Consider the following 13,145-nt stretch of genomic DNA (forward strand, 5'->3'; position numbering starts at 1 on the left):
CACGGGAGACCACCACCTTATGGCACGCTACATTTTCATCACCGGCGGCGTTGTGTCATCGCTTGGCAAGGGGTTGGCCTCGGCCGCATTGGGCGCACTTTTGCAGGCCCGTGGATTTTCCGTCCGGTTGCGCAAGCTTGACCCCTATCTGAACGTCGATCCCGGCACGATGTCGCCCTTTGAGCACGGCGAAGTGTTCGTGACCGATGACGGGGCCGAGACCGATCTGGATCTTGGCCATTACGAACGCTTCACAGGGGTAGCCGCGCGCAAGACTGATTCCGTGTCCTCGGGTCGGGTCTATTCCACCGTCCTCGAAAAAGAGCGGCGCGGAGACTACCTCGGCAAGACCATTCAGGTGATCCCCCACGTCACGAACGAGATCAAGGATTTCATCAATATCGGCGATGATGAGGTCGATTTCATGCTCTGCGAGATTGGCGGCACCGTCGGTGACATCGAAGGCCTGCCGTTCTTTGAAGCGATCCGCCAGTTCAGCCAGGACAAGCCGCGTGGGCAGTGTATTTTCATGCACCTGACCCTGTTGCCCTATATCAAGGCATCCGGCGAGTTGAAGACCAAGCCCACCCAGCACTCGGTTAAGGAACTCCGCTCCATCGGCATCGCGCCTGACATTCTGGTCTGCCGCTCGGAAGGGCCGATCCCCGTCAAGGAACGCGAGAAACTGGCCCTGTTTTGCAATGTGCGCCCCGAAGCGGTCATTGCCGCGCAGGACCTGTCGACCATCTATGACGCCCCCCTCGCCTATCACCGCGAGGGAATGGATCAGGCAGTGCTTGATGCGTTCCAGATCAGCCCCGCCCCCAAGCCCGACCTTACCAAATGGGAAGACGTGAGCGACCGCATCCACAACGCCGAGGGTGAGGTGAAAGTCGCGATCGTGGGCAAGTACACCCAGCTTGAGGATGCATACAAATCCATCGCCGAGGCGCTGACCCATGGCGGTATGGCCAACCGGGTCCGCGTCAAGATCGAGTGGGTGGATGCCGAACTGTTCGACAATGCGGATGCCGCCCCTCACCTTGACGGGTTCCACGCCATCGTCGTGCCCGGTGGCTTTGGCGAACGCGGCACCGAGGGCAAGATCAAGGCGGCCGAGTTCGCGCGCACGCACAAGGTGCCCTATCTGGGGATTTGTCTGGGCATGCAAATGGCCGTGATCGAGGCCGCGCGCAATGTCGCGGGCCTCAAGGCCGCTGGCTCCGAAGAATTTGACCACGAGGCGGGCAAAAAGCGGTTTGAACCTGTGGTCTATCACCTCAAGGAATGGGTGCAGGGCAACCACAAGGTCGAACGCAAGGTGGGCGACGACAAGGGTGGCACCATGCGCCTAGGGGCCTATGATGCAACGCTCGCTGAAGGGTCGCGCGTGGCGCAGGTCTATGGGCGCACGGCAATTGATGAACGCCACCGTCACCGCTATGAGGTGGACATCGCCTACCGCGAACAGCTTGAAAAGGCAGGGCTTTGTTTCTCTGGCATGTCACCCGACGGCAAATTGCCCGAGATCGTGGAATGGTCGGATCATCCGTGGTTCATTGGTGTGCAATTCCACCCCGAACTGAAATCCAAACCGTTTGAACCGCACCCGCTGTTTCAGGACTTTGTGCGCGCAGCGCGGGACGTCAGCCGCCTCGTCTGATCCAAATCAGTCGAGCCAACTGGACATCAATTCTTGAGTTATCGTTTCCACAACAACGCAAAATTCCAGCGGTAGAATTGGGTCAGTTTCGCGAGGATACGGCTGCATTTTCGTAATGCCTAGAAAGAACGGCTGCCATTCTTGGAACGGTCCTTCTATCTTGGGCAAACCAAATACTGGTCCCCCACTCATCCCACTTAAATCCTGTGAAATGCTTTGATTATTCGGTGCTGAGAACCCAAAAGATCCACTGTCTGGAATATCTTTTCGGTGCAATGGGCCCGGTAAGTCGAGTGCACTTTTTTATCAATCTCAACCCCTCTTTCCCTATCCTCAGCTCTTTGGCCCGATCAGGAAAACCGATAGCAATTCCAGTTTCAAATTGAGTAGAAGCATTCAACATGTCCTGCAACTCTTTGGTGTCTAGAACTACTGCTGCCTGACATCCCTCTTTCTCGAAGAAATCCCAAACGTGACCCAATGGGCAAAGAGCAACATCAGCTGATCCGTTCTTGGGATATAGGAACGAATCACGAAATTCGCCCGAAGCTATATAGGAAAAATTTTGAATGAGACGCCCCGAGGCAATGCACCATTGACCCGTTCTAGATTCTAATTGTTCAAATCGTTCTTGCGCGACATGCTTGCATGTTACACCCCAGACTTGACCTTTGAAACGGATAAAGGTCAGGGTGGCAGACGTGGTTCTATGGTCGATTTTGGGGACGTAGGGATGTGTTGTCGCATAAATTGGCGTAGCGAATTTAGTCAATGAATCTAAATGCTGGTCGATAGTCTTCTGCAACTGTGCTGGTGTCCTTGAGTTCGCGAGTTAGAGTAAAGTCACATCCGCCATAAAGCTTTCTTTGCGCATTCACGACCCCGTGACCCCGGTTTATCCGGCGTGATATCCGCTTACCTCAAGAAGAACCGCCACACATCGAGGAGACCCGCCATGATCCCCCTCCCCCGTCGCACGGTCCTTGCGGCCGGCACCGCTGCCCTGCTGACCACCGGCCTTGGCATCCCTGCCCGCGCCCAAGGGGTCGCGCCCACGCCGACCATGCGCGGTGGCGCGAACAACTATCTGCCCGGCGCTCCAATCGTCGAACGCATCGGCGGTGGCGGTTTCCCGATGACCGGCACCGTCCGCCGCGCAGGCGACGGCGCACCCATCGCGGGTGCCCGCATTCAGATGTGGGCGCATACCACCGAAGGGCACGAACGCGACCAGCGCAGCCACGGCGCGACCCTGACAGATGCCAACGGCGTCTTCACCATGGACATGCCACAGATCGTACCCGCCTTCGGGCAGGCCCATGGCCACCTCGCCTATGACGCCGATTTTGACGACAACGGCTTTCAGACCGTTTTTCTGCGCCCCGTGATGAGCAGTGCGTCCGAGACGACGCTGGATGTTGCCTTCGTGCTGCAACCAGCCTGAACCTGCGGTGCGTCAGGGACCCACGCGCCTGCGCCCCGCGCTAATCTGGGCCGGGGTCGGGCTTGGCGTGACCTTGCCCCTGATTGCGGCGGCGGCCAGCCCTCTGCTGGCGTGGCGCAGCGGGATCTACATCGCCTCGGGCTTTGCCGGTATTTTCGCAATGGGCCTTTTATTACTCCAACCGCTTTTGGCAACAAACGCGCTGCCGGGGCTGCATCCAATACGCGCCCGACAGAGCCATCGTGGGGTTGGTGCGCTGCTGGTGGGGGCTGTGGTTGCCCATGTGATCGGGTTGTGGATCACCAGCCCGCCGGATGTGATCGACGCACTGCTGTTGTCCTCGCCCACACCCTTTTCGATCTGGGGTGTGACGGCGATGTGGGCGGTGTTCTGTGCAGCCGCTCTGGCGGTGGTCCGGCGGCACCTTCGGCTTGCGATCTGGCGCGCGCTGCACATAAGTCTGGCGGTCCTTATCGTGGCCACCACCGTCGCCCACGTGGCGCTGATCGACGGCACAATGGAGATCGTGACCAAGATCGGTCTGAGCGTTCTGGTGGGGGCGGCCACGGCCCGGATGGTCTACCTCAAGCTGCCGCGCCGCGGCTGATGTAACCGATCATATGATTCGCGACCAAAGCGATCAGCATTGCGCTGCCCGCACTTTCCGCTACACCCCGCCATATGCTCAGTTATCAACACAGCTACCATGCCGGGAATCTGGCGGATGTTCACAAGCACAGCCTGCTGGCCTGGATGCTGGATTACCTCACGCGCAAGGACAAACCAGTCAGCTATATCGAAACGCATGGGGGCCGCGCACTGTATGATCTGAACGCGGATGAGGCGTTGAAAACCGGCGAGGCGGCACAAGGGATTGCGCGCATCAAACACTGGTTCGACAGCGATCATCCCTACATGCACTCCCTGCGACAAACCACTGAAGAAGCTGGGGAAAATGCCTATCCGGGCTCACCCATGATCGCGGTGCAACGCTTGCGTGATACTGATCAGATCACCATCGCCGAACTGCATCCCACCGAGCATAGCGCCCTCGAACTGGCACTGCCCACCGTAACCTGCCGACGCACCGACGGGTTCGCATTGGGCCACGCGATGCTGCCGCCCACACCGCGCCGGGGGTTGATGCTGATCGACCCCAGTTTCGAAATCAAGGGCGACTACGACACTATCCCCGGCCATATCAAAAAATACGCCCGCGCATGGAACGTCGGGACCATAGCCTTGTGGTATCCGGTCCTGACATCAGGTGTGCACCATAAGATGCTGACAACGCTGGAAAACGATCATCCGGACGGGGCGCGATACGAGGTCTCGTTTCCACCCGCACGCCCCGGGCACGGGATGATTGGATCAGGCCTGTTCGTCATTCGCCCGCCCTTTGGGCTTGCCGAGCAGGCTGCAATTCTGAAAACTCGGTTCGACACTCTCAGCTAAAGGGTCCCGCCCCCGTGTTCGAACGCCTCTTTCCCAAACGCCCACGTACAACCCAGCCCTTGCCCGAACCCACGCCCCAACTTGCTCTTGGTGCCTTGCTGGTGCGCATCGCGATGGCCGATAGCGACTATCAGGCCGCCGAAGTGGGCGCGATCGACAAGATCCTATCAGGCACGTTCGAGCTGAAACCGCTTGAGGCGGCCAAGCTGCGCGCCACCTGCGAAGCACTTGAACGCCATGCGCCCGGCACGCCCGAATTTGCCGAAATCCTTCGCGATACAGTACCTTACGCGGACCGACTGGGGCTTGCACTGTCGATGTGGCAGGTCTTGCTGGCCGATGGCGAACACGCCGCCATCGAAGAAGACAGCCTGCACCAGATTGAGGCCGCGATGGGCATCACCCCGACGGATAGCGCGGATATCAAGACGCGCGCGCTTGGTTAATCGCGCGGGCTGCCTTATGTAGCACCCATGTTCCAAGACCTTCTCAAACGGCTGATCCAGCCTGAACCTGCGCCCATCACCGATGCTGATGCGCGTTTGGCTCTGACCGCACTGCTTGTGCGTGTTGCACGCTCAGACAACGACTATTCCGGCGATGAACAGCGGCTGATCGACACGATCACCCAAGATCGCTATGGGCTTTCGGCCAGTGATGCCAGTGACTTGCGCACCGAGGCCGAAGCGATGGAGGCCGAAGCCCCCGACACTGTCCGCTTTACCCGCGCAATCAAGGATGCGGTCGCCTATGAGGACCGCCTTGGCGTGATCGAGGCGCTGTGGAAGGTCGTGCTGGCCGATGGGCAACGCGCGCAAGAAGAGGATGCGTTGTTGCGTCTGGTCTCAAACCTGCTTGGCATCACCGACCGCGACAGCGCCCTTGCCCGACAGAGGGTCGGTGGGTGATCGCATCCCTTCGCATGTACGACATGCCGCACACCAATGCCGCACATGATCGCCTTTGGACCGCCATCCGGGCCGAGGTGGGCTATGGGCCGGATGAGCTGGACCGCACCACGGACATGTGGGCTGGCTGGCAATCGCCGGATCTGCTGATCTCCCAGACCTGTGGGTTGCCATATCGGGCGCGCCTGTTTGGGCAGGTCACACTGGTTGGTACGCCCGATTACGGGCTGCGTGACTGCCCGCCTGGGTATTACTACAGCTACATGGTCCGCCGCCGCGGAGATCGGCGCAACCTGCGTGAACTCACCCGCACCGGGCGGCTGGCCTATAATGATCCGTTATCCCAATCGGGATGGGCGGCCCCCTTTGCACAGATAGCATCCATCGGCCAAACCCCTGAAAACAGGTTGGAAACAGGCGGTCACGTCGCCTCGATCCAGGCGGTTCTGGATGATCGCGCGGACTATGCAGGCATCGATGCGGTCACCTATCTGATGTGGAGCGCAGCGCACCCCGACGCAGCGGCAGGGCTGGAGACATTCATGCGCACCACCCCCACACCCGGCCTGCCGCTGATCACCGCGCTGAACCGCGACCCAAAACCCATCGCCCGCGCCGTGACCCGTGCGATCAAGGCCATGTCAGAGGCGGACCGCGCGATCCTTTACCTCAAAGGGTTGATCGACATCAGCGAGGCGACCTACCGTGCCCAGCCCATCCCTCCAATGCCCTGATCATTCGGGCCTCACCTTGCGTCAGGTGGTACAATCCATGCGCACTCTCCGGTATTTGGCCGTGGACTTGGCACTGATTCTGCGCCCATATACCCGCTGACAAAACCAATATGGGCCTGCCCCTTGACCGACCAACCCGTTATCGAGATCAAAAATCTCCACAAGGCCTATGGCGCGCTCGAAGTGCTCAAGGGTGTCGATATCGTGGCCAGGCGGGGCGATGTGGTGTCACTGATCGGCTCGTCAGGGTCGGGTAAGTCCACGCTTTTACGTTGCTGCAATCTGCTTGAGGACAGCCAGCAAGGCGACGTCCTGTTCAAGGGCGAGCCCGTGGCCTGGAAAGGCATCGCACACGCGCGCCGCCCCTCTGATCCCAAACAGGTACTGCGCATCCGTACGAACCTGTCCATGGTGTTTCAGCAGTTCAACCTGTGGGCCCACATGACCATCCTGCAAAACGTGATGGAAGCGCCCGTGACCGTGCTGCGCCGCGACCCGGCCGAGGTCGAGAGTGCCGCGCGCGGCTATCTCGACAAGGTGGGGATCGGGGACAAATGCGATGTTTACCCCGCACAACTGTCGGGGGGGCAACAGCAGCGCGCCGCCATCGCGCGCGGTTTGTGCATGGAGCCCGAGGCCTTGCTGTTTGACGAACCGACAAGCGCGCTTGACCCCGAACTCGAACAGGAAGTCGTCCGGGTGATCAAGGATCTGGCCGCCGAAGGGCGCACCATGCTGATCGTGACCCACGACATGAAACTGGCCGCCGACGTGAGCGACCATGTCGTGTTCCTGCATCAGGGCCTGATCGAAGAACAAGGGGTGCCAGACCAGCTGTTTGGCGCACCCAAATCCGAACGTCTGCGTGGGTTCCTATCATCCACCCATGCCGCGTAACCCAAAAACAAGAAACCGGGAGTACCTAACCATGAAATCCATTCTTCTCAGCACTGTTGCGGTCGCCGTGACAGCCACATTCGCACTTGCAGACGGCCACGCGGTCGTGCGCATGGGCACCGAGGGTGCCTACCCTCCCTACAACTTCATAAACGACGCCGGCGAAGTCGCAGGCTTTGAACGCGACTTGGGCGACGAGCTGTGCGCGCGCGCCGAACTGACCTGTGAATGGGTCACAAACGAGTGGGACAGCATCATTCCCAATCTCGTTTCGGGCAACTACGACACCATCATCGCGGGCATGTCCATCACGGATGAGCGCGACGAAGTGATTGATTTCACGCAAAACTACACTTTGCCCGACCCATCCGCCTATGTCGCGGCCTCGGCTGACGTGGATCTGGAAAATGGCGTTCTGGCGGCCCAAGCCAACACGATCCAGGCCGCTTTCATCGCTGAAAGCGGTGCCACGCTCGTTGAGTTCGCCACCCCCGAAGAAACTGTGGCGGCTGTCAAAAACGGCGAAGCCGACGCGATTCTGGCCGACAAGGCGTTCCTGACGCCCATCGCCGACTCCGACGCGGATCTGGTCATGCTCGAACAGGAAGAGCTGATCGGTGGCGGTATCGGCCTTGGCCTGCGCGAAAGCGACACCGAGCTGAAAGACAAGTTCAACGCGGCCATCACCTCGATGAAGGAAGACGGCTCGCTGAACGAGTTGATCGCCAAATGGGAAATCGGTGACGGCTTCTAAAGCAAAGATAGGGGGGAGGGTCATGCACCCTCCCTTTCATTGTTCTAAAAATATGCACTGACCACGCCTGATACGAGGCCCGCCATTTTCAGCTTTTGCACAGATCCCAGCCTCCTGCCCGACTGGCAGTGGATGGCGTGTTATCTGACGACGGGCAAGCACATGTCGATCTATACGTCAGTGCTGACGGTCCTGCTTTTGCTGGCGATTACGGCCCCTGCGGCACTGGCCTTCGGCTTTGCCGGGGCGTCCGCTGCGCGCTCGCGCATTGCGCCGCTCTCGTGGCTGGGCAAGGGCTATATCGCGATTGTGCGCGGCGTGCCTGATATCGCCTTTTTCCTGTTCTTTGTTATCGCGCTTGATCAGATGATTGAATATGTGCGCCACCGGGCGCTCTGCCCCGACTGGAGCGAGCCGATCCGGCAGGGCAATGATTTCGTGGTTTGTGCAGCGGCCAAAATGCCGCTTGGTACGGCCCCGCAATGGGTCCACGAGACCTACGGTTTTTTTACGGCCGTCTTTACATTCGCCATCGTCTTCGGGGCCTTTGCCGCCAACGTGCTGTTCGGGGCAATGCGGGCCGTACCGCGCGCACAGCTTGAAACGGCCGAGGCCTATGGCATGAGCCCGCGCCAGACCTTCCTGCGCGTACTCGTGCCGCAAATGTGGGTCTATGCGCTACCGGGCCTGTCGAACCTATGGATGGTACTGATCAAGGCCACACCGCTTCTGTTCCTGCTTGGGGTCGAGGACATCGTCTATTGGGCGCGCGAGTTGGGGGGCACCAAGACCGAACGCTTTACCGAATATCCGCACGGCGATTGGCGGATGTGGTATTTCCTGGCACTGCTGGTGTTTTACCTTTTGTTCACCCGTGCCTCCGAAGTGGTGTTGGGCCGGATCATGGCCCGGCTGACCCTTGGGCAGGCGACCACGGGCGGTGAAGCGCAAAGGAAAGCGGCATGAGCTGCCTCCAGACCATCGCCGATTACGGCCTGCGCGCCATCGGGATCGGAGAGCGGCTGCTGCCGCGCGAGGATTTCACGCTCTGTCAGCAATTTACGCTGATCGGATCGGGCATGATCTGGAACGTGTATTTCGGGTTGTTCGCGCTGATCTTGGGCTTTTTCTTTGCGACCGCACTGGCGATGGGCAAGGCGTCGCACCGCACCGTCTTTCGCAAGCCCGCCGAGTGGTTCATTTTTCTGTTTCGCGGCTCGCCGCTGTTCATCCAGTTCTTCTTTGCCTATTTCGTGTTCCTGAACCTCAAGGGTGTCTATCCGTTCTTTTCGCCCTTTACCGCCGCCTGGCTTGGCGCGCTGATCGTGCTGTTTCTGAACACCGCCGCCTACTCTGCCGAAATTTTTTATGGCGCGCTGCAATCCATCCCGAAAGGCGAAATCGAGGCCGCCGACGCCTACGGCCTGTCCGGCTGGTCGCGGTTTCGCCGCGTGGTGTGGCCCACGATGTTGCGGCTTGCCTGGCCCGCCTACACGAACGAGGCGATCTTTCTGTTTCACGCCACCACGCTGGTCTATTTCTCGGGCTTTCCGGCCTGGCAGCAACGCGGCGACGCGCTTTATTATGCAAGCTATTTTGCGGACAAGACATTCAATCCGTTCATCCCCTACCCGATCCTCGCGATGTATTTTATCTTGCTGACCCTGGTGATTATCGGCTGCTTTGGCCTTGTGAACACACATCTCAATCGCCATTTGCCCGCCAATACGCGCCAGAAAATAAAACTGCGGCCCAACCTGATCCGCTAAACCCCAAGACGCCTTCAGCGAGAGTATTTTAAGAACAATGAAAGACAAAAATGCACGACTGGCTGGTTGAGAACCCCGAAATCCGCGCCATTCGCGTGGCGGCGGCTGATCTGAACGGAGTGGCGCGGGGTAAGCGCGTGCCCGTCCGCTTTGCCGACAAGGTGAGCGTGGAGGGCACCCGTTTTCCCATGTCTGTCCTTAACCTCGACATCTGGGGCGAGGACATCGATAACAGTCCGCTGGTCATGGAGTCCGGAGATCGCGACGGTATTTTGCATCCCACCGAACGTGGATTTGTTCCGATGCCTTGGCTTGCGACACCCACCGGATTGTTGCCGATCTGGATGTCACATGAGGATGGCCGCCCCTATATGGGCGATCCCCGGCACGCACTCGCCGCCGTGGAAAAGCGGTTCAAGGACAAGGGGCTGACGCCCGTTGTTGCGGTGGAGCTTGAGTTTTTCCTGATCGACGATGCGGGTGCGCGGCTGCGCGTGCCTCCCTCACCCCGGTCCGGCAAGCGCCGCGTCGCGGGCGAGATCCTGTCCCTGCGCGCCCTTGATCAGTTCGATGACTTCTTTACCGAGCTTTATGATGCCTGCGAGGCGATGGACATTCCCGCCGACACCGCCATTTCCGAAGCCGGTCTGGGGCAGTTCGAGATCAATCTGATGCACCAGGACGATGCGCTCAAGGCGGCGGATGACGCGTGGCTGTTCAAGATGCTCGTCAAGGGGATGGCCCGCAAGCACGGCTTTGCAGCCTCGTTCATGGCCAAACCGTATGAGGATTACGCGGGTTCTGGCCTGCACATGCACTTTTCCGTGCTGGACCATGCGGGGCGAAACATCTTTGACAATGGCACCGATCGGGGCAGCGACATGTTGCGCCACGCCATTCAGGGCTGCCTCACGGGCATGCCCGGATCGACATTGATCTTTGCGCCGCACGCCAATTCCTATGCCCGGTTCGTGCCCGGAGCACACGCCCCCACCGGTATCGCATGGGCTTACGAGAACCGCACCGCCGCGATCCGCGTGCCCTCTGGCCCGCCAGCAGCACGCCGGATCGAGCATCGCCTCGCAGGGGGGGATGTGAACCCGTATCTCTCCATCGCTGCCGTCCTGGGGGCCGCACTCAACGGGATCGAGGATGCCACGGATCCGCCCGCGCCCATCACCGGCAACGCCTATGCCCAGGACCTGCCACAGGTGCCCGGCACGTGGGACACCGCCATCGACGCCTTCGAGACCAGCCCTGAAACCGCGCGTATCTTTGATGCCGAGTTGATCCGCAACATGGTGATGACCAAACGGCAGGAGGCGCGTGAAATGGCAGCGTTGAGCACGGACGAGCAAACTGAAATCTACCTCGACACGGTTTAAGTCGCGCATTATCAACGAGGTGTAAACCTCAGGTGATCCATGAAAATCGGCATTCTGCAAACCGGCCACGCCCCTGACGAAGTGTTGGGCGATCTCGGGGACTATGACGCGATGTTTGCGCGCCTTCTGGGCGGGCACGGCTTTGACTTTCAGACCTTCAACGTTGTCGATATGGAGTTTCCCGACAACCCCGAGGCGTGCGAGGGGTGGCTTGTGACGGGGTCAAAACACGGGGCCTATGAGGATCACCCCTTTATCCCGCCGCTTGAGGACCTGATCCGCGGCATCCATGCCGCAGACCGACCCATGATCGGGGTTTGTTTCGGCCATCAGATCATCGCGCAGGCCATGGGCGGCAAGGTCGTCAAATTCGGCGGCGGCTGGTCCGTGGGGCGCAAAGGGTATTCCTATCGGGGCCGCAACATCACTTTGAATGCCTGGCATCAGGACCAGGTGGTCGAAGTGCCCGAAGGGGCCGAAGTGATCGCCTCGAACGACTTTTGCGCCAATGCGGCCCTTGTCTATGGGGATCGCATCTGGACGATCCAGCCCCACCCGGAATTCGGCTCCCCCATGGTCGAGGCCCTTGCCACCCATCGCGGCCCCGGCGTGGTGCCCACTGCGCATCTCGACACCGCCCGCGCCACCCTTGATGCGCCCATAGATCAAACCGCCATTGCCGATGACATGGCCGCCTTTCTCAAGCGAGGAGCCTGAGCCGTGACCAGCATCCCTGATAGGACTGCCATTCCCGACACCCGTATCCCGGACCTGCCCGAAGCGGCACAGCAATACCTCGAAGGCAGGCGGCTGGACGAAGTGGAATGTATCATCTCGGACCTGCCCGGCATCGCGCGGGGCAAGGCTGTGCCTGCCTCGAAATTCGCCAAGCAGGACTATTTCCACCTGCCCGACAGTATCTTTTACCAAACCATCACCGGGGACTGGGGCGAAGCCGCAGACGAGGACGGTTTCATCGAAAAGGACATGATCCTGCGCCCCGACATGAGCACCGCCACCGCCGCTCCGTGGACGGGCGACTGGACGTTACAGGTGATCCACGACGCCTTTGACCGCAAGGGCGTGCCCGTCCCTTTCAGCCCGCGCAATGTGCTCAAACGCGTCGTCCAACTCTATCACGACAAGGGCTGGACACCCATTGTGGCCCCGGAAATGGAGTTCTTTCTGATCGCGCGCAACCTCGACCCCGCGCAAGAGATTAAACCCATGACGGGGCGTTCGGGGCGCCCGGCGGCAGCCCGCCAGGCCTATTCCATGACGGCGGTGGACGAATTCGGCCCGGTGATCGACGACATCTATGATTTCGCCGAGGCCCAGGGGTTCGAGATCGACGGCATCACGCAGGAAGGCGGTGCGGGCCAGCTTGAGATCAACCTGCGCCATGGCGATCCGGTCAAGCTGGCAGATGAGGTGTTCTATTTCAAACGGCTGATCCGTGAAGCCGCGCTGCGCCACGACTGCTTTGCAACCTTCATGGCCAAGCCGATCGAAGCCGAGCCCGGATCGGCCATGCACATCCACCACTCGGTGCTGGACGCAGATACGGGGCAGAACATCTTTGTCGGCAAGCAAGGCGGGGACACCGACGCGTTCTTTCATTTCATTGCCGGTTTGCAGACCCATATGCCCGCCGCACTGGCCGTGATGGCCCCCTTCGTGAACAGCTATCGCCGTTATGTCAAAGACCACGCGGCCCCGATCAATCTGGCCTGGGGACGCGACAACCGCACCACGGGCATCCGCATCCCGCTTTCCGAGCCGCAAGCCCGGCGCGTCGAAAACCGGATCGCGGGCATGGATTGCAACCCCTATCTTGGGATCGCCGCTTCGCTGGCCTGCGGTTATCTGGGGCTTGTGAACGAACAACGCCCCTCGGCGCAGTTCAGGGGCGATGCCTATGAGGGGGATGGTGATATCCCCCGCGTGCTCGGCTCGGCACTGGACCTGTTTGACGCAGCCACTGATCTGCACGAGGTTCTTGGCCCTGAATTCGCGCGCGTCTATTCCATCGTGAAACGGGCCGAATATGACGAGTTCCTGCAAGTAATTTCGCCTTGGGAGCGGGAACATCTGCTGCTGAATGTGTAAATCACCACCCACCCGTCCGGGGGGATT

General features: G+C 60.0%; 15 protein-coding genes. 14 read left to right on the plus strand and 1 reads right to left on the minus strand.

The window, feature by feature from the left end; all coding sequences use genetic code 11:
- Nucleotides 1-19 precede the first annotated feature (19 nt).
- Nucleotides 20-1,663 carry a CTP synthase gene (locus tag Q0859_RS09670; protein ID WP_299150352.1) on the plus strand — a complete coding sequence of 548 codons (1,644 nt, stop codon included), beginning with the start codon at nt 20-22 and terminating at the stop codon, nt 1,661-1,663.
- Nucleotides 1,664-1,883: 220 nt separating this feature from the next.
- Here Q0859_RS09670 and Q0859_RS09675 read toward each other — a convergent pair whose 3' ends face one another.
- Nucleotides 1,884-2,468: a hypothetical protein gene (locus tag Q0859_RS09675; protein ID WP_299150354.1), complete on the minus strand. Its 585-nt coding sequence runs from the start codon at nt 2,466-2,468 to the stop codon at nt 1,884-1,886.
- A 150-nt stretch (nt 2,469-2,618) separates the two neighbouring features.
- Here Q0859_RS09675 and Q0859_RS09680 point away from each other — a divergent pair, with 150 nt between their 5' ends.
- The 13 genes from Q0859_RS09680 to Q0859_RS09740 all read left to right on the plus strand — a co-directional run bounded on the left by Q0859_RS09680 (nt 2,619) and on the right by Q0859_RS09740 (nt 13,118).
- Nucleotides 2,619-3,107, plus strand: coding sequence for a twin-arginine translocation pathway signal (locus tag Q0859_RS09680; RefSeq protein ID WP_299150355.1), 489 nt, complete (start codon nt 2,619-2,621; stop codon nt 3,105-3,107).
- On the plus strand, nt 3,079-3,714 hold the full coding sequence (locus Q0859_RS09685; RefSeq protein ID WP_299150357.1) for a ferric reductase: 636 nt from the start codon (nt 3,079-3,081) through the stop codon (nt 3,712-3,714). Before Q0859_RS09680 ends, Q0859_RS09685 begins: the two co-directional genes overlap by 29 nt.
- Nucleotides 3,715-3,788: 74 nt before the next feature.
- Entirely contained in the window at nt 3,789-4,562 is a 774-nt protein-coding gene (rlmJ, locus tag Q0859_RS09690; protein WP_299150358.1) for a 23S rRNA (adenine(2030)-N(6))-methyltransferase RlmJ, read from the plus strand.
- Between the two features lie 14 nt (nt 4,563-4,576).
- On the plus strand, nt 4,577-5,008 hold the full coding sequence (locus Q0859_RS09695) for a TerB family tellurite resistance protein (RefSeq protein WP_299150360.1): 432 nt from the start codon (nt 4,577-4,579) through the stop codon (nt 5,006-5,008).
- A 27-nt stretch (nt 5,009-5,035) separates the two neighbouring features.
- Nucleotides 5,036-5,470 carry a TerB family tellurite resistance protein gene (locus Q0859_RS09700; RefSeq protein WP_299150362.1) on the plus strand — a complete coding sequence of 145 codons (435 nt, stop codon included), beginning with the start codon at nt 5,036-5,038 and terminating at the stop codon, nt 5,468-5,470.
- Nucleotides 5,467-6,204 (plus strand): PhnD/SsuA/transferrin family substrate-binding protein, encoded by a 738-nt coding sequence (locus tag Q0859_RS09705; RefSeq protein ID WP_299150364.1) that lies wholly within the window; start codon nt 5,467-5,469, stop codon nt 6,202-6,204. Before Q0859_RS09700 ends, Q0859_RS09705 begins: the two co-directional genes overlap by 4 nt.
- A 123-nt stretch (nt 6,205-6,327) precedes the next feature.
- Entirely contained in the window at nt 6,328-7,101 is a 774-nt protein-coding gene (locus tag Q0859_RS09710) for an ATP-binding cassette domain-containing protein (protein WP_299150367.1), read from the plus strand.
- Nucleotides 7,102-7,132: 31 nt separating this feature from the next.
- Nucleotides 7,133-7,855, plus strand: a complete 723-nt coding sequence (locus Q0859_RS09715; RefSeq protein WP_299150369.1) for a transporter substrate-binding domain-containing protein — start codon at nt 7,133-7,135, stop codon at nt 7,853-7,855.
- Nucleotides 7,856-7,939: 84 nt separating this feature from the next.
- Nucleotides 7,940-8,821, plus strand: a complete 882-nt coding sequence (locus Q0859_RS09720; protein ID WP_299151436.1) for an ABC transporter permease subunit — start codon at nt 7,940-7,942, stop codon at nt 8,819-8,821.
- The gene (locus tag Q0859_RS09725; RefSeq protein ID WP_299150371.1) at nt 8,818-9,624 is read left to right on the plus strand and encodes an amino acid ABC transporter permease; all 807 of its coding nucleotides are present in this window, start codon (nt 8,818-8,820) and stop codon (nt 9,622-9,624) included. The genes Q0859_RS09720 and Q0859_RS09725 overlap by 4 nt, the downstream gene beginning before the upstream one ends.
- 50 nt (nt 9,625-9,674) lie before the next feature.
- Nucleotides 9,675-11,009 carry a glutamine synthetase family protein gene (locus Q0859_RS09730; RefSeq protein WP_299150374.1) on the plus strand — a complete coding sequence of 445 codons (1,335 nt, stop codon included), beginning with the start codon at nt 9,675-9,677 and terminating at the stop codon, nt 11,007-11,009.
- 39 nt (nt 11,010-11,048) lie between these two features.
- Nucleotides 11,049-11,726 (plus strand): type 1 glutamine amidotransferase, encoded by a 678-nt coding sequence (locus Q0859_RS09735; RefSeq protein WP_299150381.1) that lies wholly within the window; start codon nt 11,049-11,051, stop codon nt 11,724-11,726.
- Nucleotides 11,727-11,738: 12 nt separating this feature from the next.
- Nucleotides 11,739-13,118: a glutamine synthetase family protein gene (locus tag Q0859_RS09740; RefSeq protein WP_299151439.1), complete on the plus strand. Its 1,380-nt coding sequence runs from the start codon at nt 11,739-11,741 to the stop codon at nt 13,116-13,118.
- Nucleotides 13,119-13,145: the final 27 nt, after the last annotated feature.

It is taken from the genome of uncultured Tateyamaria sp., from assembly GCF_947497045.1.
Taxonomy (GTDB): domain Bacteria; phylum Pseudomonadota; class Alphaproteobacteria; order Rhodobacterales; family Rhodobacteraceae; genus Tateyamaria.

Coding starts and splice junctions, on each gene's coding strand:
- Q0859_RS09715 (WP_299150369.1), top strand. CDS start 7,133: ATGAAATCCATTCTTCTCAGCACTGTTGCGGTCGCCGTGACAGCCACA.
- Q0859_RS09730 (WP_299150374.1), top strand. CDS start 9,675: ATGCACGACTGGCTGGTTGAGAACCCCGAAATCCGCGCCATTCGCGTG.
- Q0859_RS09735 (WP_299150381.1), top strand. CDS start 11,049: ATGAAAATCGGCATTCTGCAAACCGGCCACGCCCCTGACGAAGTGTTG.
- Q0859_RS09685 (WP_299150357.1), top strand. CDS start 3,079: ATGTTGCCTTCGTGCTGCAACCAGCCTGAACCTGCGGTGCGTCAGGGA.
- Q0859_RS09725 (WP_299150371.1), top strand. CDS start 8,818: ATGAGCTGCCTCCAGACCATCGCCGATTACGGCCTGCGCGCCATCGGG.
- Q0859_RS09670 (WP_299150352.1), top strand. CDS start 20: ATGGCACGCTACATTTTCATCACCGGCGGCGTTGTGTCATCGCTTGGC.
- rlmJ (WP_299150358.1), top strand. CDS start 3,789: ATGCTCAGTTATCAACACAGCTACCATGCCGGGAATCTGGCGGATGTT.
- Q0859_RS09700 (WP_299150362.1), top strand. CDS start 5,036: ATGTTCCAAGACCTTCTCAAACGGCTGATCCAGCCTGAACCTGCGCCC.
- Q0859_RS09680 (WP_299150355.1), top strand. CDS start 2,619: ATGATCCCCCTCCCCCGTCGCACGGTCCTTGCGGCCGGCACCGCTGCC.